Origin of the sequence: Kaistella faecalis (assembly GCF_019195395.1) — a bacterium.
GTDB classification, from domain to species: domain Bacteria; phylum Bacteroidota; class Bacteroidia; order Flavobacteriales; family Weeksellaceae; genus Kaistella; species Kaistella faecalis.
Genome location: NZ_CP078067.1, coordinates 926,394 through 947,359, shown reverse-complemented (window position 1 = coordinate 947,359; position 20,966 = coordinate 926,394). Strand labels below are relative to the sequence as shown.

At 46.1% G+C, this 20,966-nt stretch carries 22 protein-coding genes; 11 read left to right on the top strand and 11 right to left on the bottom strand.

What is annotated here, in order from left to right; genetic code table 11:
* Positions 1-29 precede the first annotated feature (29 nt).
* From KTV93_RS04550 to KTV93_RS04530, 5 genes are all read right to left on the bottom strand, one after another.
* Positions 30-704: a YceI family protein gene (locus KTV93_RS04550; RefSeq protein WP_218250137.1), complete on the bottom strand. Its 675-nt coding sequence runs from the start codon at positions 702-704 to the stop codon at positions 30-32.
* A gap of 98 nt (positions 705-802) precedes the next feature.
* Positions 803-2,413, bottom strand: coding sequence for an MFS transporter (locus tag KTV93_RS04545; RefSeq protein WP_218250136.1), 1,611 nt, complete (start codon positions 2,411-2,413; stop codon positions 803-805).
* Entirely contained in the window at positions 2,414-3,565 is a 1,152-nt protein-coding gene (locus KTV93_RS04540) for an HlyD family secretion protein (RefSeq protein WP_218250135.1), read from the bottom strand. It abuts the gene before it with no gap.
* 12 nt (positions 3,566-3,577) lie between these two features.
* Positions 3,578-4,888 carry a TolC family protein gene (locus KTV93_RS04535; protein ID WP_218250134.1) on the bottom strand — a complete coding sequence of 437 codons (1,311 nt, stop codon included), beginning with the start codon at positions 4,886-4,888 and terminating at the stop codon, positions 3,578-3,580.
* A 91-nt stretch (positions 4,889-4,979) separates the two neighbouring features.
* Positions 4,980-5,813, bottom strand: a complete 834-nt coding sequence (locus KTV93_RS04530; protein ID WP_218250133.1) for a helix-turn-helix domain-containing protein — start codon at positions 5,811-5,813, stop codon at positions 4,980-4,982.
* Positions 5,814-6,047: 234 nt separating this feature from the next.
* Here KTV93_RS04530 and KTV93_RS04525 point away from each other — a divergent pair, with 234 nt between their 5' ends.
* The 7 genes from KTV93_RS04525 (at position 6,048) to KTV93_RS04495 (ending at position 15,825) form a co-directional block, all read left to right on the top strand.
* Positions 6,048-7,418 carry an ATP-binding protein gene (locus KTV93_RS04525; protein ID WP_218250132.1) on the top strand — a complete coding sequence of 457 codons (1,371 nt, stop codon included), beginning with the start codon at positions 6,048-6,050 and terminating at the stop codon, positions 7,416-7,418.
* 37 nt (positions 7,419-7,455) lie between these two features.
* Positions 7,456-8,109: a response regulator gene (locus KTV93_RS04520; RefSeq protein WP_218250131.1), complete on the top strand. Its 654-nt coding sequence runs from the start codon at positions 7,456-7,458 to the stop codon at positions 8,107-8,109.
* A 631-nt stretch (positions 8,110-8,740) separates the two neighbouring features.
* On the top strand, positions 8,741-10,246 hold the full coding sequence (locus KTV93_RS04515; protein WP_482183701.1) for a tetratricopeptide repeat-containing sensor histidine kinase: 1,506 nt from the start codon (positions 8,741-8,743) through the stop codon (positions 10,244-10,246).
* 12 nt (positions 10,247-10,258) lie between these two features.
* On the top strand, positions 10,259-10,897 hold the full coding sequence (locus KTV93_RS04510) for a response regulator transcription factor (protein WP_218250129.1): 639 nt from the start codon (positions 10,259-10,261) through the stop codon (positions 10,895-10,897).
* 96 nt (positions 10,898-10,993) lie between these two features.
* Entirely contained in the window at positions 10,994-12,880 is a 1,887-nt protein-coding gene (locus KTV93_RS04505) for a hypothetical protein (protein ID WP_218250128.1), read from the top strand.
* A 76-nt stretch (positions 12,881-12,956) separates the two neighbouring features.
* Entirely contained in the window at positions 12,957-13,403 is a 447-nt protein-coding gene (locus KTV93_RS04500) for a hypothetical protein (protein ID WP_218250127.1), read from the top strand.
* Between the two features lie 70 nt (positions 13,404-13,473).
* Positions 13,474-15,825 carry a T9SS type A sorting domain-containing protein gene (locus KTV93_RS04495; RefSeq protein ID WP_218250126.1) on the top strand — a complete coding sequence of 784 codons (2,352 nt, stop codon included), beginning with the start codon at positions 13,474-13,476 and terminating at the stop codon, positions 15,823-15,825.
* Here the strand turns inward: KTV93_RS04495 and KTV93_RS04490 are convergent.
* Together KTV93_RS04490 and KTV93_RS04485 are read right to left on the bottom strand one after the other, a co-directional pair.
* A complete protein-coding gene (locus KTV93_RS04490) occupies positions 15,768-16,202 on the bottom strand; it encodes a hypothetical protein (protein ID WP_218250125.1) in 435 nt (144 codons plus the stop codon). The genes KTV93_RS04495 and KTV93_RS04490 overlap by 58 nt on opposite strands.
* A 38-nt stretch (positions 16,203-16,240) precedes the next feature.
* Positions 16,241-16,627, bottom strand: coding sequence for a rhodanese-like domain-containing protein (locus tag KTV93_RS04485; RefSeq protein ID WP_218250124.1), 387 nt, complete (start codon positions 16,625-16,627; stop codon positions 16,241-16,243).
* A gap of 284 nt (positions 16,628-16,911) precedes the next feature.
* Here KTV93_RS04485 and KTV93_RS04480 point away from each other — a divergent pair, with 284 nt between their 5' ends.
* Together KTV93_RS04480 and KTV93_RS04475 are read left to right on the top strand one after the other, a co-directional pair.
* Positions 16,912-17,334, top strand: a complete 423-nt coding sequence (locus KTV93_RS04480) for a DUF6078 family protein (RefSeq protein WP_218250123.1) — start codon at positions 16,912-16,914, stop codon at positions 17,332-17,334.
* A 302-nt stretch (positions 17,335-17,636) separates the two neighbouring features.
* Positions 17,637-17,963: a GIY-YIG nuclease family protein gene (locus KTV93_RS04475; protein WP_230259207.1), complete on the top strand. Its 327-nt coding sequence runs from the start codon at positions 17,637-17,639 to the stop codon at positions 17,961-17,963.
* On the opposite strand, the gene KTV93_RS04470 is transcribed toward KTV93_RS04475, so the two are convergent.
* On the bottom strand, positions 17,931-18,107 hold the full coding sequence (locus KTV93_RS04470) for a hypothetical protein (RefSeq protein ID WP_218250122.1): 177 nt from the start codon (positions 18,105-18,107) through the stop codon (positions 17,931-17,933). The genes KTV93_RS04475 and KTV93_RS04470 overlap by 33 nt on opposite strands.
* A 188-nt stretch (positions 18,108-18,295) precedes the next feature.
* Between KTV93_RS04470 and KTV93_RS04465 the strand changes: the two genes are divergently transcribed.
* The gene (locus tag KTV93_RS04465; protein WP_218250121.1) at positions 18,296-18,742 is read left to right on the top strand and encodes a hypothetical protein; all 447 of its coding nucleotides are present in this window, start codon (positions 18,296-18,298) and stop codon (positions 18,740-18,742) included.
* A gap of 81 nt (positions 18,743-18,823) precedes the next feature.
* Positions 18,824-19,186, top strand: coding sequence for a rhodanese-like domain-containing protein (locus KTV93_RS04460; protein WP_218250120.1), 363 nt, complete (start codon positions 18,824-18,826; stop codon positions 19,184-19,186).
* 17 nt (positions 19,187-19,203) lie between these two features.
* Here the strand turns inward: KTV93_RS04460 and KTV93_RS04455 are convergent, their stop codons facing one another.
* The 3 genes from KTV93_RS04455 to KTV93_RS04445 all read right to left on the bottom strand — a co-directional run bounded on the left by KTV93_RS04455 (position 19,204) and on the right by KTV93_RS04445 (position 20,949).
* Positions 19,204-19,656, bottom strand: coding sequence for a methyltransferase family protein (locus KTV93_RS04455; RefSeq protein ID WP_218250119.1), 453 nt, complete (start codon positions 19,654-19,656; stop codon positions 19,204-19,206).
* Between the two features lie 21 nt (positions 19,657-19,677).
* A complete protein-coding gene (locus KTV93_RS04450) occupies positions 19,678-20,274 on the bottom strand; it encodes a Tll0287-like domain-containing protein (RefSeq protein ID WP_218250118.1) in 597 nt (198 codons plus the stop codon).
* Between the two features lie 72 nt (positions 20,275-20,346).
* Positions 20,347-20,949, bottom strand: coding sequence for a TlpA family protein disulfide reductase (locus tag KTV93_RS04445; protein WP_218250117.1), 603 nt, complete (start codon positions 20,947-20,949; stop codon positions 20,347-20,349).
* Positions 20,950-20,966: the final 17 nt, after the last annotated feature.

Below are 20,966 nucleotides of genomic sequence, written 5' to 3'. Positions count from 1 at the left end.
CGGTCTTTATGATTTTGGTTAACAGGAGATTATTTACCTGCAACTACGTTAAGTTCAAGATCAACCTCCTGAGAGATCATCCAGTCTTTTGGATCTCCTTCAGTACCGTAAGCAAGTCCCCAGTCCTGTCTGTTGATGGTGAAGTTTGAAACAAGGGTTAATCCGTTTTCAGTAACCTCCACTTTTGCAGGGAAGCTTACGTTTACGGTTTTATCTTTAATAGTAAGGTTTCCGCTCACTGTTTTGTTGGCGCCTGCCACTTTGCTTTCGGTACCTGCAGCAAGCTCCTCTACTTTAGTGATGTCGAATTTCACGCTTGGGTATTTTGCAGTATCAAAGAAATCTGCGCTTTTCAGGTGACCGTCTAAATCAGCAGAAGTTTTTCCGTCGCTCATTGCAGGATCAACCGCAGCCGGGTCAGTAGTTAAAGTGTTCAGGTCTGAAGTAAGGCTTCCGGATACCAGGTTTCCGTTTTCTACAGAAAATGTTCCTGCGGTTTTAGTAGTTCCGAATCTTGGGTTCAATCCGCCTTTATGATAAGCCGTCCATTTTACAGTAGTGCTGTCGGTGTTTACGGTAAAAGTTTCTCCGGTTTGTTCAGCTACAGCCTGCTCAGTTGCAGTGGTAACGGTATCGGTTTTTGATTCTTTACAAGATACAGCAACCAGAACTGCAGAAAGGGCCAAAATTGATAATTTTTTCATTGTATAAATAATTAGTTGTTAATTCGGTTGCAAAAGTAGCCTAAGGAATCGGTCCCCAAATTGATGTATGATAAGAAACGCTCAGGAATTTTTAAAGTTTACATAAAAGAACCCGCAGCATCTTCCAGTTCTTCAACCCGTTTCCGAAGGATTTCTTTATTCGCTTGTCTCCGTCTTTTCGATCCATTGAAGCGTGCTTTTGTCCAGCGGAATCTTGTGAATCTCAGTTTTCCGAAATGATGCTGAAGCACATAGATCATCATTCCAATGGCAGCAATCGAAATCAGACCGTATATTTTTTTGTTGGCGACCAGGATCGCATTGAGCTGTAAACTTTTATAGCCCGACAGCACCATTTGCGGTGACATCAGATTACCGTCCATGTAGACGGCGAGATTATTCACGCTTTGCCACTGGAACTGATACTGCAGCCAGGAGAAGAATGAGGAAAATACAGCCGTAGCCACAAAACTCCGGAAAACCAGAATAAGCCCAATCGCCTGAAGCATTTCTTCCATCTCCAGTTTGTCCAGAATATAAAACCAAACAGCGATAAAGAGCGCACTTAAACCGTAACCTTTCAGAATCATAGGCAGCAGCCAGCTTTCGTAGTTCAGTTCCGAAACCATCATAAAGTACATCATCACGGTATTCAGAAAAAACGCCGCAAAACCGGAGAAAATAAACATCTTTAAAGGTCTTTCATTTTTAAACCAGTAAAATGCAACCACTCCAGCCAGAATTACCCCCGGAACCATCATCAGATTCAGCGAAGCATTGGTTATCATATCATAGCCCAGAATTCCAATAGTATAGGTATTCTGCAACGAACCGGCGCCCAGAAATACACCGGTGAAAAGCAGCATTAGCAGACCGCTCTGGACGTTGCTTTTGGTGAAAATTCCGAATGAAACATAACTTCTCCTCAGCGTAAGCTGCCTCAGGGCGAGCAGTACAAAACTGATGAGCGTTCCCCAGAATGAAATACGGATATGTTCGGCTTCAAACCAGTTCAGCGTCTTGCCGAATGACAGAAAATAGGACATGAAGAGAAAAGTGGCGGCAAAAAAGACCGTGCTCAGCCAGTCGATCTGGGAGAAGGGCATTTTGCGGGCAAACCGCTGGTTGTGCTGGAAGATCACGACAATCAGGATTATAAGCAGACAAATGCCTGCAGTCAGCAGATGAGCGTATTGCCAGGTTGTATGGTAGGCGAGTTTGGCCAGATAATATCCTGAAATATTTCCTGCGATAATAGAAAACGGATAAAAGACCGCATAAAATTTACCGCGTTTTCCGTCCGGACTCAGAATAAACATCAAAGGCAGAATGAATTCCATCATCATGAACATTTTGAAGAATCCCATAAGGAATGAAGCGGCCACAATAATTTCAGGGACTTCCGTTGTACCAATCACGAAGGACAGCAGCGCGGTTACTGCCAGCGAGACAATCATAATCTCCTTAGTGCGGAAACGCATTTTCACCCGTAAAACCAAAGGCATCGAGGTTGCCATTCCGATAAACGATGCAAAATTAGCCATCATCATAAACTCCGGCATGATGCCCAAATCGCCTACCATCAGGCTGATGTTTCCCGTGTTCACAGGATTGATGGACATAATGAGCGTGGTAAAAATAAGGATGAGTAAAAGCTGTACCGGTTTGGGAACCCAGTCTTTAAACAGCCCTTTGTTGTAATCAGACATTTATTTGATTTTGTTTAAGGTCACATTCACGTTCATTCCTGCACGCAGCTGATCCAGATCTTCTTTTTTGTTAGCTGAAGTAAACTCAATCCTTACCGGAATCCGCTGCTGTACCTTCACGAAGTTTCCTGTAGAATTGTCCACCGGAACATTGGAATATTTGGATCCCGTTGCCGCCGAGATGGCTGTGACTTCACCTACAAGCTTTTTTCCGCCCAAAGCATCCACAGTGATATTGATTTTTTCACCGATTTTCACACCGGGCATCTGGCTTTCCAGGAAGTTCGCGGTCACCCATTTCTGGCCGTTCAGTACAATGGTTCCCAGTTGTTGTCCGGGTTGCACCAGCTGCCCTTCATTGATGAGTCTTCTGCCCATAATCCCGTCGTAAGGTGCGGTAATTACGGCATAGGACAGGTTGATTCTTGCCATGTCGAGCATGGCAGCGGTTCTTTTGATTTCCGCATCATTTACCCCAAGGCGACTTCGGGTTTCACCGGTGGCAAGCGATGCGGTGTTTTTCTGGCTGATGAGGGTTTCATAGGCGGCGCGCGTGGCATCGTATTCGGTCTTTACCTGATCAAACTGCTGTCTGGTCACCGCTTCGGAAGCCAGAAGGTTTCTGTACCGGTTCAGATTCTGTTCGGCATTCCACAGTCTGGCTTTCGCGCCCGCAATATTGGCATTGGCCACATTCACGTTATTTGAAACTGTATTCACGGCAGATGAGGTAACATTTCTCGAAGCCAGCGCATTCTGGTAGGCTGCTTCTGCCTGCGCAAGCTGGGTGCGGATTTCCCTTTCATCCAGAATCACAAGCGTGTCACCTTTTTTTACGGCCTGGTGTTCGTTATATTTAATCTCTTTGATATATCCCGCCACCCTTGTGTTCACAGGATTGATGAATTCTTCTACCTGCGCAGAGTTCGTGAAATTATCTTCGTTCAAATGGAAATAATTCGTAACCAGCCAATAAAATCCGCCCACTGCAACGGCGAACACGAGGAGATTGATGACGGTGGTTTTCACCCGGTTGGATTTTTTCTTTGCTTTTTTTGAAGCGGTGTACGCTTTTTCCACACCCGGTGTGGTGGAAATCTGTGTTTCAGTTACTGACTGAACAGGTTCTGTAGCGGTATTTTTTTCTGACATCTTAAGTAGTTTTTATAAGGTTCCTGTAGTTTTTATTAAATTGTAGTACTGGTACTGCACGTTGATTTCGCTGTTGGCGTACTGAAGCTCGGCTTCCAGTTTGGCGTTCGTGGCATCGGTCATATCGGCCTGAAGCGCCAGTTGGTTCAGGTATTTGGCTTCAATGATTTTATAGTTTTCATTCGCCAGTTCTTCGCTTTCCTTGTAGAGCTTTGCCTGTTGTACTGCTTCCCGCCATTTCAGATATGCCGCATTGGTCTGTACATCGAGATTCTGCTGTTGAAGGACGAGAACGTCTTTGGCCTGAGTCAGCTGAAACTTTCCGAGCTGTTCTTTTTCTTTGGTCTTATACAGGTTGTCGATGTTGTAGCTGATAGAAACTCCCGTTTGCCACGTATTGGTGTAGAAATCCTGCGTAGGTATTGTACTGGTCACCGGTCTGGCCATGCTGTAGCCGCCAAAAGCCGCGATGGTGGGCATTTTATCGGTTCTGATGATTTCGATGTTTTTACCCGCCATCTCGATGCCGGTTTGGGCCGATTTCAGAGCGGGGTGGTTCTGATGCGCCAGCTCCTGATAGTACTGCAGTTCCCGGGATTCACCCGCATCACTAAAAGAACCGGAAGGTTTAATAAGGACATCGGGTGCAAGGCCGATGGCGGTGGCCAACTGGTAGTTCAGCGCGGATCGGTTATTGTCCAGAACCAGAATTCCCTGTTCCAGATTTTTCATTAAAAGTTCCCCGCGGATGATTTCATTGCGCGTCACCATACCCTGTTTGTAAAATTTCTTTACGTTATCCAGCCTCTGCGTAGCGAGTTTGCGGTTGTTGAGGTACACGTTTTTCTGGTTGATGATTTTCTGGATGTCCAGATACGTCGACATCACCAGAAATTTGATGTTCTGCGCATCTTTCTCATGATCGAGTTCCGCGAGCTGTTCCCGCAGTGCTGAGATTTCAATGGATTTTTTTACGAGTCCGCCTTTAAAGATCAACTCAGAAGCCTGCACACTGTAAGTGTTGCCGAAATGCGGCATGTTGATGGTGGCTACTTTAGACAGGTCTTTGTCCAGAATCAGCGCATCACCAAGATAAAACGCGTTGGCGGAAGCGGTAATAGAAGGCAGTTTCTGCAGTTCCGCGATTTTGGTCTGCTGTCTGGCGATCTGTATGTTTTCTTTCGAAAGTTTAAGTTGGGTATGGTTTTCCAGAGCCAGCTGCACCACTTCCTCCAGAGTCATGGTTCGCTCTGTAAGCTGGGCGTTGGCGGTGGAAAAAAACAGACTCAGGACTACCAGAGTCATTTTATTTTTTAGGATCATAGGTTCCGTGATTTTTAACGGGACAAAGGTACTTCAGCAGCACACCCGATAAAATGACGGAAAGAATGAATAAAATGTTCAAAAGTAAGATTTAACCCCGGAAACGTTTTCGATAAGCGTTGGGGCTTTCGCCGGAATGTTTCTTGAAAAAGTGTCCGAAGGAATACTGGTCACTGAATTTCAGGTTAAGTGCAATCTCGTAAAGTGACTTTTCTGTGGTGGATAACTGAGCTTTGGCCTCCTTCATCACAAAAGCTGCGATGATCTGTCCCGCGGTTTGTCCTGTCACCTCTTTTAGAACAGCGGTAAGATGTCTGGAAGTAATAAACTGCTTATCAGCGTAGAAACTCACTTCCCGTTCCTCCAGATAGCATTCGCCTACGTTTTTAAGGAACTGCAGCGCGATTTCCTGCTTTCTTGAAATTTTATCTTTGGAGAATCTTGAGGCATGGGCAATCATATCGCCAAACATGTAAACAGTTGAAGAAAAAAGGTGACGGATGATTTCGTCGTGGTGCGCGGAGGGTTCCTGTTTCTCCAGCACACTTTTCAAAAGATCGGTAGTTTTCCAGATACTGTCGAAAGGCTGCCGCTCCAGCCGAAAGTGGCGCAGGAGTTCGTTACGGAAATATACGAAGGCATTCAGGCGGTTGATTTTCAGAGGCAGTTTTTCGGTGTATTCCCGTGAAAATGCGACCAGCAGCAATTCCAGATCATCGCTGATTTCCAGAATTTCATAGACCCGGCGTGAATCGATGAGGGCTACATAATTTTCGTTCAGTTCAATCCTCTCAACGTTTTCAGTATAAACAACCCGTCCTTTTTTCAGGATGAAAAACGCTGGATTTTTAGGGTGATAGGGATATCCGATTTCAATATAATCGAAGATGTTCTGCGCGTCAAATATCTTTATTGGGTTTTCCAAGATCGGCATTTTAAGCAAAGTTAAGAATTTAGCCCAGAAGTCTTGAGAGCGGTCACTTCAATCCTTCGATCCCTCCAGGGTTTGGGTCATGCCCAACATTCCGTCCCACGATGCCTGTTTCGCCCGAAGGCCGGATACCGGCTCCATTAGACTGTAACCTCAAACTCGACCTTAACCTTAACCTCTCCAAACAAAATATTTTATATTTTTATCACGGATAAATATCCTTACTGTATGAACATCAATTTTCAAGACCCGTGGGTGCTGGTCCTCAACATCACCGTAATTGTTATCCTTACGCTGCTGATTATTCCGACCTTACTTAATACGAAGGAAAAATTAGGGGTAAGGCTTTCGTTCTCGGCCATTTTTATCATTGTTGCGGTAAACTGCATGGCCAATCTGGCCCTGTTTTACACTCAGGATGTGGCTTATTTCGATTTTCTCTTTCTGCAGGCGTTTATTCCGTTACTTTTTGGGCCGGCCATCTATTTTTATGTGTTGCTGAACAATGGCGGAGAAATCAAAAGACCCTGGATTCATTTTATTATTCCATTTTTGGCCATTCTGTACGGAATTTATCATGTTCAGATGGATGAGGGAGATAAAGTGCGGGTTTTCCGGGAAGTGAACGCGGCCCAGAATCTTTCGTACAATATCCTAAACATACTGGTAATGAGCATCCCGCTGATCTATTTTTACTTTTCAAAACGCTATCTCAAGCGTCTGCATATTCAACCTGGCGATCCCCTGGCTATGCTCCAAAAGATCAAAATCCAATGGTCGCACGAATTCATCAATCTTCTTCTTTTCTGCGTTTTTTCTTTTCTTGTGATTATAATTGTTGCTACCTACTTTTATCAGGTGCCGCAACCTTACCTGGATCTTATCGGGATGCCCATTTATTTTCCGCTGATTTATGCGGTGATCGCGGTGCGGAGTAATATGATCTCGAAACAGCTGGAAATGCAGTACGCAGTTTCCAAAGCTGAGGAAGACAACCGGCTTCGCGATCAGCGCATCGCCATTTCGCGGGACCTTCATGACAATATAGGCGCCTATGCCACCAGCCTGATTTCAAAGATCGACTATCTTGCGGTGGAGGAGAAAGCTGGGAAGGGAGCACTGGAGGACCTCCGGGAACATGCCGAAAGTATTCTGGGTCTGCTGCGGCAAACCCTCTGGGTGCTGAACAATGACACCATCACCGTAGAAGATTTTTATGATCATGTAAAGCAGTACGCGCTGAAAAGCTTCAGAAACAGCGGCATAACCCTCCGTTTTGAGGAAGACATCAGGGACAACCGGATTCTGCCATCAGAAATCACTATAAACCTTTTCAGAATCCTGCAGGAAGGTCTGCAGAATGTAATGAAACATTCCGGTGCCACCGAGGCCGAACTTTATATGATTTCCCGGGATACGGTAAGAATCAGTTTGCGGGACAACGGAAAAGGATTTATTGCGGATGATCATCATGAAGGCTATGGGCTTGGAAATATAAAGGCCAGAGCCGCAAATATCGGCTTTACTGCAACACTATCATCAGAGGAAGGTAAGGGGAGCATTCTGGTTCTGGAAGAAATACGCCCAACCGCGTATTGAAAGCCGGAAGTCATTTAACTAATTTTACATCAAAAACATGAGACTCGCAATCGTTGACGACAGCTTCCTTAACCGGAAAACCCTCAAGGAAAAGCTTTTGCCTTACGCGGAAGTGGAACTCGTGCTGGAGGCAGAGAACGGTGCTGATTATCTGGAAAAACTGAAAGAACTTGCACCGGCTCAACGTCCGCAGATTGTACTCATGGACCTGGAGATGCCTTTGCTGGACGGGATCTCGGCTATTTCAATCTCAAAAGTTAAATATCCTGAGCTCAAATTTATTGTGCTCACCATCTACGAAGATACCGACCGTATTTTCGAGGCCATAAAGGCGGGTGCCAACGGCTATCTGCTGAAGGAAGACAAGGCCGTGAATATTGTGGAAGCACTGGAAAGTGTGCTGAATTACGACAATATCCCCATGAGTCCGGCCATTGCGCGAAGTGCCATGCGTCTTTTATGTGAAGAAAACCGGCCCAACATCACCCCTTCCGAAAGCCAGCTGCTTTCCGAGCGAGAAATGGATGTCCTGAAACTGATGGTGAAAGGGCACCGCTATTCCGACATCGCCGCACAGCTCTTCATCAGTCCCAATACAGTGCGTACTCATGTGAACAATGTGTATAAGAAGCTTCACCTTTCGTCGAAGAGCGAGATGATGGAGCTGGCGCGTAAAAATAACTGGCTGTAAGCCGCTTAGGGGTGATTTGCAGAAATACGCTCAAAAGCGTATTTTTAACTTACACCAGTTTGTACAACTTTGTCCTGAGTCATCATGCCGGAAAAAGAAGGCCGGAAAGAACAACTGAAATATGAAAACAGCTCTCCCCACGTCCTGTTCAACTCACCGAAAACCCGCCGGTTACCGTAGATTATATGAATTGCGGCTGACCAAAGTCCTTGGCTTACGTGCGTTATTCTTAGTGTTTTTATTTGCGTTCCCTGTTCTACAGGCACAGAATCTTTCTGAGGTCATCAGCAACTTAAAAGCAGAACTCACCAAAAATCCTGACGATAAGAAACGCGCATCGGTGTATGCTGATCTCACCTGGTATTACGCCAGTGTTTCTGTGGATTCTGCCCTCAACTACGGTAGAAAAGCCATTGCAGCCACCGAAAAACTTCAGGATTCGGTATTGCTTGCCCAGGTTCACAGCGATCTGGGAGCGGTTCATTTCCGGAATAATGATTTTAAGAAATCCGAACAGCATTATCTGAAATCCTATCAGATCCGGAAAAAGCAGAAGAATGCTGCGGGAATCGCCAAACTTAATAATAACCTTGCTTCCGTGTACCAAAGCAGCTTTCAGTACACCAAAGCGATGAAAATGTATCTGGAAGCTCTTAAATATTTCGAAGCAAAGGGTGATGCCAGAAATGCAAACATTACAAAGGCGAATATCGGGCTTCTGTTTGTCGATCTGAAAGACAATCCGAATGCGGTGAAATATATCGGTGAAGCCGTAAAATATTTTGAGTCTCAGGAAAGAAGCGTGGAAATCGAGAACAAACTCTGCGAAAATTATCTGAACCTGGGAAAAGCATTCCAGATGCAGAAAAAATATGCGGAGGCAGAACTGCAGTATCAGAAAAGTTCGGAGATCTGTAATAAAGTAGGCAACAAACAGGGTTTTTCGTTCGCCAACAGAAACCTGGGCAACCTGTATACCCTTCAGCGAAAAGATTCCCTGGCCGCCGTAAACCTGCAGGTGTCTCAGGAAGTGCGCGAAGAATTCAATTCCAAAATCGATCAGGAAAGCAACAGTATCGACGTCGCGCAGCATCTCATTGTACAGGGAAAATATCCGGAGGGAAAGCGCATGCTTTTAAAAATCCTGCCGCTATTCGAAAAGGAAAATTCAAAGGAAAACCAGCTTTCCACCTACAAACTGCTTACCAATGTGTATCATCACCTGGCAAAGCCGGACAGCGCAGAGTATTATTTTGAGAAATACATCGCGCTCGATAATGAGCTCGTGAATGTCGGAGTAAGCAGCAGCACGGCAGAGCTCGAAAAGAAATACCAGACCCTGAAAAAAGACAGTGAAATCCTTCAGCAGAAATCCAAAATCCTGAAAAGAAACGTGGCCCTGCTCTCGCTGGTAGGCGTACTGCTGCTGGCCGCAGTGTTCTACCGCAACCGGCAGCACCGCCAGAAAGCCGAACTCCAGAAAGCCATTCTGCACCAGCAGGATCTGGCCACCAGGGCGGTCATTACAGCGGAAGACAATGAGCGCAAAAGAATGGCCAGCCACCTTCACGACGGTGTTGGGCAGCTTTTAACGGCGGCCAACATGAATGTGAGCGTGCTGAATGACTATAAAAATGATTCGGAGAATTTTAATACGATCATTCACAGGACTTCCGGTATCCTGGCAGACGCCATCAACGATGTCCGTACCCTTTCTCATCAGATGATGCCTAACATGCTCATTAAAAATTCGCTTACCAATGCCTTAAGAGATCTTATTGAGAAAATCTCATCGCCCAAACTTACCGTGAACCTTCAGATTGAGGGGCTCAACAACGATCTTGACCAGAATATCCAGGTTACGCTCTACCGGATCATTCAGGAATGCATCAACAATACCATTAAACATTCAGGTGCTGATAAAATTGATATCTCCGTCATCCAGACCGACCATAGGATCACCACAGAAATCGCAGACAACGGCAAAGGCTTTGACCCTGCGAAGGTGATGGACAAGAGAGACGGCCTCGGACTTCAGAATATGAACGCACGCATTGAACTGCTGAAAGGGCAAGTGCGTATTGACAGTTCGGCGGGCGAGGGCACCCGAATATTCATCCAGATTCCAACCGTTTAAAGGAGAGGCGTTATGAAAGTCGTTATCATTGATGACCATCAGATCATTATCGACGGGATTGAAATGCTTCTCGGTCTGGAGAAAAACATTTCGATCCTGAAAACCTATACCGATGCCTTTGATTTTCTGCACGAACTGAGGGCAGAAGAAATACATCCCGATCTCATCCTGATGGATTTGATGATGCCCACGATCAACGGATTTGAATGTGCCAAAATCCTTAAGCGGGATTTCCCGGGAATCAAAATCATTATCCTCTCGATGAACTGCGACCCGAAGACGGTTTATGAACTGACAGAAAAAGTAAAGATTGACGGTTATCTCTCAAAAAAAATAAGCCGCCAGGATCTGGTGAAAGCTCTGAAGGATGTACATTTAGGATATATGCACCTCAGCACCGAGGCAGAGACCGCGCTGAAGCAGTTTCAGAGCAAAGTCATCGATTATCCGGAAATAAAACTCACGCTGCGGGAAAAGCAGATCGTGAAACTGATGATCGATGGGTGTACCAATAAGGAGATTTCCACCGCTCTTTTCATCAGCGAAAGCACGGTAGAAACCCACCGCAAAAACATCTACCGAAAAACTGAAACCCATTCCGTTCCCAAGCTTATTCAGGCCGTAGCTGATCTCGACCTGCTGGCCGAATGAGCTTAAAAATTTCTCACCTGCCGTCCTCAAAATACCCACTGCCGGGTAGATCGCCGTGTGGCTTTTGCTCTACCTTTACCGCAACAAAAAACCCAAATGATGAAAAAAAAATCTCTTCTGTTTGCATCGTTTGTACTGGCAGGTTCGTTTGCGACTGCGCAACAAACGACTTTCAATGTTCTTGAAAAAGATTACGAAATTTCCCGCAAAGCCAAGAAAGGCTATCTGGGTGGTGTAGAAGCCAAGGAAAACGGCGGTTTCGAGATGGTGTACTTTCTGCCCTCGAGCCGGAGAAAAGTGAAGGTGGAAGCCTATACGTTCGACAAAGATGCCAACCTTACCAACACCATGAAAGACGAGTGGGATGTAGAAAAAGTAAAGAAAAAATGGAAATTCTTCAACTTTAAAGGCGATGAATATACCACGACGGCAGCTTCTGTAAGCACCAACCTCACAGGAAAAATGATGTTCAAAAAGCGTGAGATCAAGGCAAAATACAACTGGCTTGCCGGGGATTACGTGAAGAGAGTGAAACTGCTCGACCGCCAGAAACTCACCAGTGAAAACGGTGAAGAGTACCTTTTCAGCGGCGCGTACGAGGTAGAACGGGACAGCACGATTTACGCCCTGGCTTATCCTTATACCAAAGGTGCGGCCATGCAGAGCCTGGATCTGGTGAAGATTTCGAATACGGGTGAGTCCAGAAAAATAGCGTCCGTTGCCACGCCAAGCCCTGTAAAACCTATATTCTCTAAACCGCTGCTCGATGAAAATAGCCGCGATGTTTCGAACGATGATTTCCCACGGGACTGGATCGTGGTTCTGGCACCTACCAAAATCTATGGCAAAGGCAGCGCAGGAAATCCCAATCAGCTGACTTATCTCCGGATTTCTCCGGAAGGAAATGTTAAAGAGCAGTTCAATTTCACGGCGCCTTCCGCAGGATACCGCATCCTTAATGCTTATGCAAAAGGAAATGAGGTAATCCTGTACGGTATGGGCATTAAAAAAGAGGGCAAGTATGCCGATGAAATCTTAGGAGCCACTGTATCTCCATCCAGTATGGATGATAATGAGCAGGCGGCGGCCAAGTCCACCGGCGGTATGCTGGGCGGCCTCGGGAAAATGGCCAACATGGTTTCCGGAAAAGACGATATGGCACCGTCTCAGCAGTCGCTGGACAATGCTTTGGATGAAAAAAAATATGATGACTTCATTATCGCCAAGATTTCCGGGCAGCAGCTGTCGGTGATCAGAGCCACGCCTATGGCAGAACTGAACAGCAAAGCTGTAGCCGGGCCCGATATGAAGAAAGCCCTGGAGTTCGACGGCAAGAAATTTGTGACCAATAATTTCCAGATACTTAAAGATGGCTCCATGATGCTGAGTGTTCAGGATTACAAGCCCGAAGGAAAAGGAATCGGTTTACCTGGCGGTAAAATGCTGGGCGCACTGGCCGGAGTTTCCACCAGCAGAAGCGGCGACAGCTACGACCGGATTTACAAAGGAATGTATCTGCTGCACTTTTCACCGGAGGGCAATCTTGTAAGAAATTATACGGTGCAGCTGGATCAGAAAAACAAAAAAGGATTCTTTAACAATTCACCCATGACGGCAGATAATTTTCCTGCCATCGGTTATCTGATCGAAAGTAATGACGGCAAGTCAGTAAACTGGGTGATGGAAATTGTAAAAGCCATTGATGTGGATACGGATGTAAGCACCTTCAGTAATTTCTTTTCAGGAACTTCCACAACTACTACAACCAAATCCTATTCTCCTTTCTACAGCATTGAATATGGCAAGCTCGACCTGGCTACCGGCAAATCTTCGGAATTCAGAACGCTGGGAGACCTCGAGAAGAAGAAATACTACCTGTACCCTAAGCATAACCGACTGCAGATTGGTGATTACACGTACTTCTTCAGCGAAACCCCTAACGGCGACCGCTTGCTCGTTTCGAGAATGGACGTTAAACAGTAAAACCGGGAAGGTCATTTAGTTTCGAAGCTGTGAACCGGCATCTTGTGTCAGTGAAATCATTTTAAAAACTCCTCTTATGAAAAAGTTACATTACCTGTTTTTTTCTCTGTGTTTAGTCACCTTACTGATGACGGGATGCGAAAGAGACAGTGAGCCGGGAAGCACCACACCGCCTGCCTCCGCAGGATTTACCTGGCGTGAGAACTCCACCACGGCACCCCTTAAAACCGCAGGATCTTCGGAAGTGCGTACGCAGTACAAATCTATTTTTGCCTTTACGGGTGCCACGGCAACTTCGGGAACGGTGTTTGAGTTCAACCTTTCCGGAGTTGCCCCTGCGACCTATCCCGTAAATGCCACCAATGCGTTTTATTTTGACGGAAATACGGCTACTCCCGCAACCGGCGAAGTCGTCATCACCGCCAATGCGAACGGCAAGGCTTCCGGTACCTTCAAGGCCACCTGGACGAGCGGAACCGTTACCTCAGTGTACGGCACCTTTACAGATATTCCAGTGAAATAAATTTTGATGTATTCCTACCCTGGCGGACCCTGAAATCCGCCGGGTTTTTTACCTTTTAAAATATTCAGACATGAAAAAAATTCTACTTTTCAGTTTAATGATGCTGGGCATTACAGGCAGCGCCCAGCTTACAATTGTGAAAGACGTATCTGCAACGGGTTTAAGACCTACCGATAACGAGCATTTCATCTGGCAGAACAACCGCTGGAACGGTAAACACTACTACGGGGTAACGGTATCGCCCAGTGTCGCTATAGCAGTAACCGACGGAACCGACGCTGGAACAAAGGTGATTAAAAATTTAGGGCATTCCGGTGTTCTAAGCGCTGCAATAAAGGCCATAATTCCCGCAAAGGATCACTTTTATATTCACGTCTATGTATATAAAAGTTACAGTCCCTATGTTCAGTATGATGAACTCTGGAAGTCGGATGGTACAGACGCAGGAACTGTATTGCTGAAACGGTTCGATGAACGGGGAGCGACTACTGAAGGCATATCCATCACCACTGACCAATATGAAGCAGCAAACCGCTCCCTCAGTGGTAATGAAATGTACTTTTACGGATATACAGGCAGTAATGGCAGAAAAATATGGAAAACGGACGGCACTGCTGCTGGTACCTCAATGATTGCTGATAAATCCGCTAATGCACTGACAAGACTGAATGATGACGTTTATTTTGCTTCCGATTTTAAATTGTGGAAAATCAGCGGCACTACGGGAAGCGTAGAACTGATTGATGTTCCGAATATTTTTATTGTAGCTACTATGCGCATGGCGGCGTTTAAAAACAAACTCTATTTTATGGGTTTTGATGAAACCAATGGGGTAGAGTTATGGTCCTCCGACGGTACGCCTTCCGGAACAAAAATTTTTACCAACACCTCGCCGCTTACCAATAATGTGTACAGTCTCACGACTTTTAATCTCACGTCCACGGATGATTATCTCCTCTTTTCAACTTTGCATAACGCTTCCGACAACACCCGGCATACGCTATACCGCACCGATGGAACGCTCGGCGGCACCGTGCAGCTTTCGCCTGCTGACGCCGTAGATGCGGGAACGAGTTCGGGCTCCATGTTTTCCAAAACCAATGAGAATTTTTACTGTTTTAATATGAACCAGAAAACCATCTTCCGGACCAATTATCAGGAAAACGGTTACTTAATTGTTTCTACAGGTGCCTATAACGCAGGAAATCTCGTCGATTATAAAGGTACTGCCTGGTATGCTGGTGGAACCGCCAGTATGTCCGGAAATAATGATTTCGCGGAACCGCACCGCACCGACGGCATTCAGACCGTAAAAACCTTTGATATCATTACGCTGATGCAGGGAACTAATAACATCGGCTCCAATCCTTTTGGCTTTCATGAATTAAACGGGAATCTGTATTTTTTTGCAGGCCTGGGAAATGCGATGAAGCTGTACCAGTTTCAGGGTGACTATACCTTCAACAGGTCAGCCGGCAATTCGTGGAACGCTCCCGCCAACTGGAATACTGGGGTGGTGCCGCTTTCTTCTGAAGACACTCTGGTTCCTGCTGGTTCGGATGTTGAAATTTCATCTGCAGCATCAGCAAGAAATCTTGCGCTCAATGCGCCACTTCATATTGTTTCCGGCAGTTTAAACCTTGCAGGGGACTTAAATTTAAATTCAAGAATTACGCTGAATAACAATTCTGTGAATCTCAAGGGAACATCTTCCAATATCATCGGCGGTAACACCAATAATTACATCGTCACCAACGGTACCGGCACCGTGAATGTCGAAAATGTAGATGCCGGTCGGGGAATGGTAAACCTTCCGGTTGGGACAGCCAACAATTACAATCCTGTAACGCTGGCGAACTCCGGAACTTCTGATACTTTTTCAGTGAAAGTCTCTGAAGGAATTGCCAACGCGCCAGGCGGTGCGGTGAATGCAACCTGGGACATCTCCGAAGGTACCCCAGGCGGAAGCAATGCCACCATCTCACTGGGCTGGAATGGTTCACAACAGAACGGAACCTTTAACCCAAACAATGCGACCGTCGGACATTATGTAAACGGAGCCTGGACGGCTGAAAACTCCGGTGCGGTGAGCGGCAGCAATCCTTACACCATTACCGGAAGCAGCATCAGCAGTTTTTCTCCTTTCGCGGTGATGAATCTTGGTGCACTCGCAACTGCAGATCCTCTGAAAAAGAACATCTCCGTATATCCGAATCCCTTCAGGGAGGTACTTACCGTTACTGCAGAGGATAAAGCCACCGTACATTTCTACGATATGACAGGCAAAATGGAGGGCAGCCACGCTTTGGTGAAAGGAACCAATGTGCTGAACCCGACAGCACTCAAACCCGGCGTTTACCTGTATCAGGTGAAAAACACTTTAGGAATGGTGATGGCCTCAGGCAAAGTGATTAAGAAATAATAATCATGGAAAAGCGGAGTGATTGGGAAGAGTGTTGCTCCGCTTTCATCACGCTTTGGCTTTGGGTAAGTCAGTACATTTTTTAATCCTACAAAACCGGCTGATGACTGTTCAGCTGGTTTTCTTTTCTCAGAACTGAGGGGTTTTGTTGCAGACTTGTTCGGGACTCCTTGCGGAACTGTTGCGAAAACACCCTTCTTTTGGCAAGGATCCGGCAACAACTCCGCAACAACTCCCGAAGAAAATGGGAAACGATTCCTAAGGTTTCTGATGGAAAAGGATAGCGGACGTCGGGGCTTCGTGGACCCCAGTTGGTGGCACTGTACTTCCTCCAGGAGGATGTACCCGTTGCCGCAGATGGGGCAAACAAAGATCAATTTTGCTGCGGCCGAAGTAACTTACATGCGGCACGTGATTATGCGTCCTCGGAAGGCAATCCCGCTTCTTTCCAGGCTTTCATTCCGCCCTCAAGATGGGCTACATTTTCAAAACCCATCTGTTTCAGGGTTGCGGTAGCCAATGCCGACCGACCGCCAGACGCGCAGTGCAGAATCAGCCTCCTGTCCTTGCTGAGTTCCGGCTTGTGATAGGGCAGACCCGAATCCGCATAAAACTCCAGCATACCCCGTGGGGCGTGTACCGAACCGGCTATCCTGCCGCTTTCCTTTAGTTCATTGCCCTCACGAATATCAATGAGTGTTGCACTTCCGTTCTGCAGTTCCTGCTGTACCTGCTCAGGAGTCAGGTTGTCGATCTGCTGTTTTGCCTGCTGCACCATTTCGGTGGCTGATTTTGCTTCCATAACTTGATTTTTAAGGGGTTACAAACTCAAAGTTAGGATTTATTACTGAATTCCGGTGTCAGTAACCCCTCAAAGTTTTGAGTATTTTTCCCCATTGTGCAGCATCTTCATTTTGTCTGTTGGTTCCAGAAAGCGACGATCGGGTACATGATAACACGGATCCTTCGAGCCTCAGGGTCCTCAGGGCCCTCAGAGTCTGTTGCTACGTCAAATAAAATACGCTAACCATTTGAAAGTCTGGTCTTTTTTGAATAATATTGTAAGACTCATCTAAAAACATTCCCATGCTAACCTACGAAAGCTTTCCATCCCACTTTCACCACTGCATGCTCAGCGAATGTCCGCACAGTGCGGTCTGCCTGCGTTTTCGGGCTTTCACGCTTGCGCCGCAGCAGATTACCACTTTTAGCCTGCTTAATCCTTCAGCGCTGAAAAGCCAGGATCTTTTAAAATGCAGATGGCTTTATAAGGCCGAACCGCAGCTTTATACCCGCGGGCTGAGCAGCGTACTCGAAAGACTGCCGCATGCCACACTGGCGACAATCCGAACGGAGCTTATCTTACTGATGGGCCACAGCACGTATTACCGTCATCTCCGCAACGAACGGTGGCTGGATCCTGAAACCCAGCATCATATTCAGGAGATCTTCCGTAAGCATGGTGTGGAGGAGTTTCTGGTGTATGGTGAGACCCGTTTCGCAGTGTGAAGTTCATTCTGTACGGACGAAAATACAGTTTCACTATAGTGAAACAAAAGTTTCAACCGTGTGAAATAAAAGTTTCACTGGTATGAAACAAAAGTTTCAGTAGGATGAAACAAAAGTTTCACCGGTACGAAACAAAAATGTAAGCGGTAGAATCTCATCGCTTGACGCGTCGCCCGCGGTCCGGAATCTGTTCAGGATCACAGATGGTCAGTGACCGATACCTGAGGCACCCGAAGGCGGAGGATACACAATCTGATTTACGCGGAGGCTGCAAATATTAAACGATAACCATGAAAGGCTACATGTACATTTTACTTTGTTTAGACGGAAGTTATTATACAGGAAGCACCAATAACCTGGAGCTGCGCCTGGGCCAGCATCAGGCGGGTAAAGGTGCCAACCATACGCGAAAAAGACTTCCGGTTAAACTTATTTATTACGAAGAGTACAGCCGTATCGATGATGCTTTTTACCGCGAGAAACAAGTACAGGGCTGGAGCAGAATAAAAAAGAAGCACTTATTAACGGGACGCCGGAACTCTTACCGGAGCTGGCCATTGCGTACCGTGATATTGGTAATGGTGGCTTCGAGAGCCTCAGCCACCGATAGCGCCTCCATTGACCATTGAGCCCAATGACCCTTCGAGAGCCTCAGGGTCCGGAGCTGTTGCATCATCAAAGAAATTCTGACCGATGCCTGAGGCACCCGAAGGTGGAGGATCCCAACTCCACAAACCTGTCATTTTCTGCCTGTTTTTTATTTTCACTTTCATGAACTATCCATGAAGTATCCATGAAGTATCCATGAATGGGACTGGGGTTTGACCCGTCCTAAACTCACAATATAGATTAATAAATAAATCCTGATATCACTGTACAAAAATAACTGATAATATTGAATTGCAGCCGGTTGAATTTAAGTTCAAAAAACATTAATACATTTACAGCAAAACAATTTCCTATGACCCAACGTTTCTCGAACCAGAATCATCGCCTGAGCCATTTCCATGATCACGTGGATGTGGTATGTCCGGGTTGCGGGAAGAAGGCCACAGCAAAAGCAGACCATGAAAAAAAGGAAGTCCGGCTCTACTGTCTTCACTGCGGCTATTCAAAAATCGCCGGTACAGCAGTTGAAGTGGTGGGAATAAGCGGGCATTCAGTAATGGCAGCTCACCATTATTTCGAGGCGGAGTTGTGGTACACGGCACCTTTTAAGAATGAAGCGTTCGTCGCATTTAACCGCGAACATCTGGATTATCTGGAAGCTTATATTTCTGCCATGCTGCGCGAACACAAAGACCGCACCCACTTTACCCTTCTTGAAAAACTGCCGCGCTTTTACCACGAAGCGAAAAACAGGGATACCCTGCTGAAGCTTATTGCCAAGCTTAAAAACAAAAAATGAAACTCAGAGTATTTTTATTTCTTTATGTAACCAAGGTAACAGGAAACCGAAGGGATTTAAACGAACTTTGTAAAAAAAGAAATGAACAGCATTTGCCCCTCCCATCTTTCTTCGTCAGGAGAAGATTTTTTGCTTCTCGATATCCGCGAGCGGTTTGAATTCAATACCTACCGCGGAGTTTTTCCAAATCTGAAGAATATCCCTTTCAGTGAATTCGATGAGGAACTTCCGACTTTGGATAAAAACAGAAAAACGTTACTCATCTGTAACAACGGCCTGCGCAGCAGAACAGCGGTTCAGTTTCTTGCTGAAAGGGGTTTTGCGGACGTATCATCCGTGATGGGCGGTCTGGTGAAATGGCAGCAGAACGGTCTGCCGATGACGGGTACGCCGCCGGATTTCATATCGCATTCCTTATCAGATTCTAAGGAATGTTTTGCCTGATAAATCAGCGATTGAACTTAGAATAATTTTGGGAAAAATCTTCCGGTCCTCCTGCGGTAGTACACATAGGTGGTATATTTCTTTATGAGCTGCTTTTCCTCGTAAGTGGATTTCAGATAGAAAAGAAGCAGCAGACCGAAGGCAATGATGAGTTTGTGTACAGACCCGGTGCCTGCTGCATATCCAAACACCAGAAGGATGATACCGGTATAAATCGGGTGTCTTACCCATCGGTACAGGCCGGATTCAATAAGTTCGGCTCCTTTTTTAGGCGTCGGAAAAACGGTAAGGCTTCGGTTCAGGTGAATTACCGAAAATACGGCGATGGCGAGTCCGAGAACCGCCAAAGCCATTCCCGAAACGGTAACCGCAGCCGGAACTTTCACCCTTGGAAGCCATTCAAAGACATAGCCGGCGAAAAGCATCAACTGCAGCCCTACGAAAATATAATCCTGCGCCGTTTTCTTCATGGCCATAATTTTGAGATGAGGTTACGGATTCACCGCAATGCTGAAAATCCCTCTCAGTTCATCCACGCCATAACCGGTGGCTTTGTCTTGCGGGTAAAGGGATTTAATTTTCTTGTGGGTTTGCTCGGTCATTTCTTTGCCGGGTGTTCCGTGGCACTGTAGACACATGGCGTTGGTGACGATCGGGGAATAATAATAGCCGTCTTTCAGGAGGCCTTCAGGCATTTTACCCGCGGCCAGCATGGCTTTATAGGTGGTGATGACCGCGAGTTCTGAAGGATTTGATGCATTGTCGGGATTCCGGTACTGATCCGACACTCTTTTAATCCTCACGTCATATTTTTTTGAAATACTGTCCGTCAGCGGTATTGCATTGATGTTGCAGAATTCCAGTGCGTTTTCGGGCCCACCTTCGGCGACTTTCTGTTTCAGTTGAGAGCCGAGGAGCTGCTGGGCTTCCGCAGCGTAGTTTTTCAGAATTTCCCCGTCCGGAATCGCTTCACTTTTCCCCGCCGGTATTTCAGTTGTTGTGTTTTCAGTGACGTTGGTCTGCTCTTTCTGGCAGCTTAAAGCCGTGATTAAAAAAGCTCCAACTGCAAAAATGGTTACCTTGTTCATGGTTGTGTTTTTTTGTTAAAATATTAAAATATGTCAATCAGATTAATTTATAAGAGACCGATTTTTGGCTTATTATTCACTTAAAAGCCCGTCAATCTCTTTAAAAAAAGTAGCTTTGCTGTAATCCGCCATTCCGGCGTGGTGAAGCCTGATTTTTCCGGTTTTGTCGAGCACCACTGTTGTCGGAAGTGACCCGTTGAAATAAGCCGAAGGAATATTTCCTGCCGGAACAAGGAACGGGATCGTATAATTTTCTTTTTTCAGATAGTTTTCACCCAATGAAACCTGGTCATCCAGATTCACGGTAAGGAAAACGACGCCCGGATTGTTTTTGTATCTATCGTAAAACTTCTGGATCGAAGGAAATTCAGCCCGGCAGGGCGGGCACCATGAAGCCCAGAAATTCATAAACACCACTTTCCCTTTCAGGTCTGCAGTACTGATCGTGTTGCCGGACTGGTCTGCCACGGTGAAATTTTCAGTAATGGTGTTAGTATCGCCGGCTTCGGTCTCCTTTTCAGTTTTCTTTTCCACGCTGGAATTCATAATTCCTGTAGAAATAATCTGTCGCATGAACCAGGCTTTCGCGTCGGGACTTACCAGCAGCAGGACAAAGAGGGCAAAAAGTATTGCGGTGCTCCAGTTTTTCCTGAACCATATTTTAATTTTCTCCATTTTAAGGTAGTGTTTAT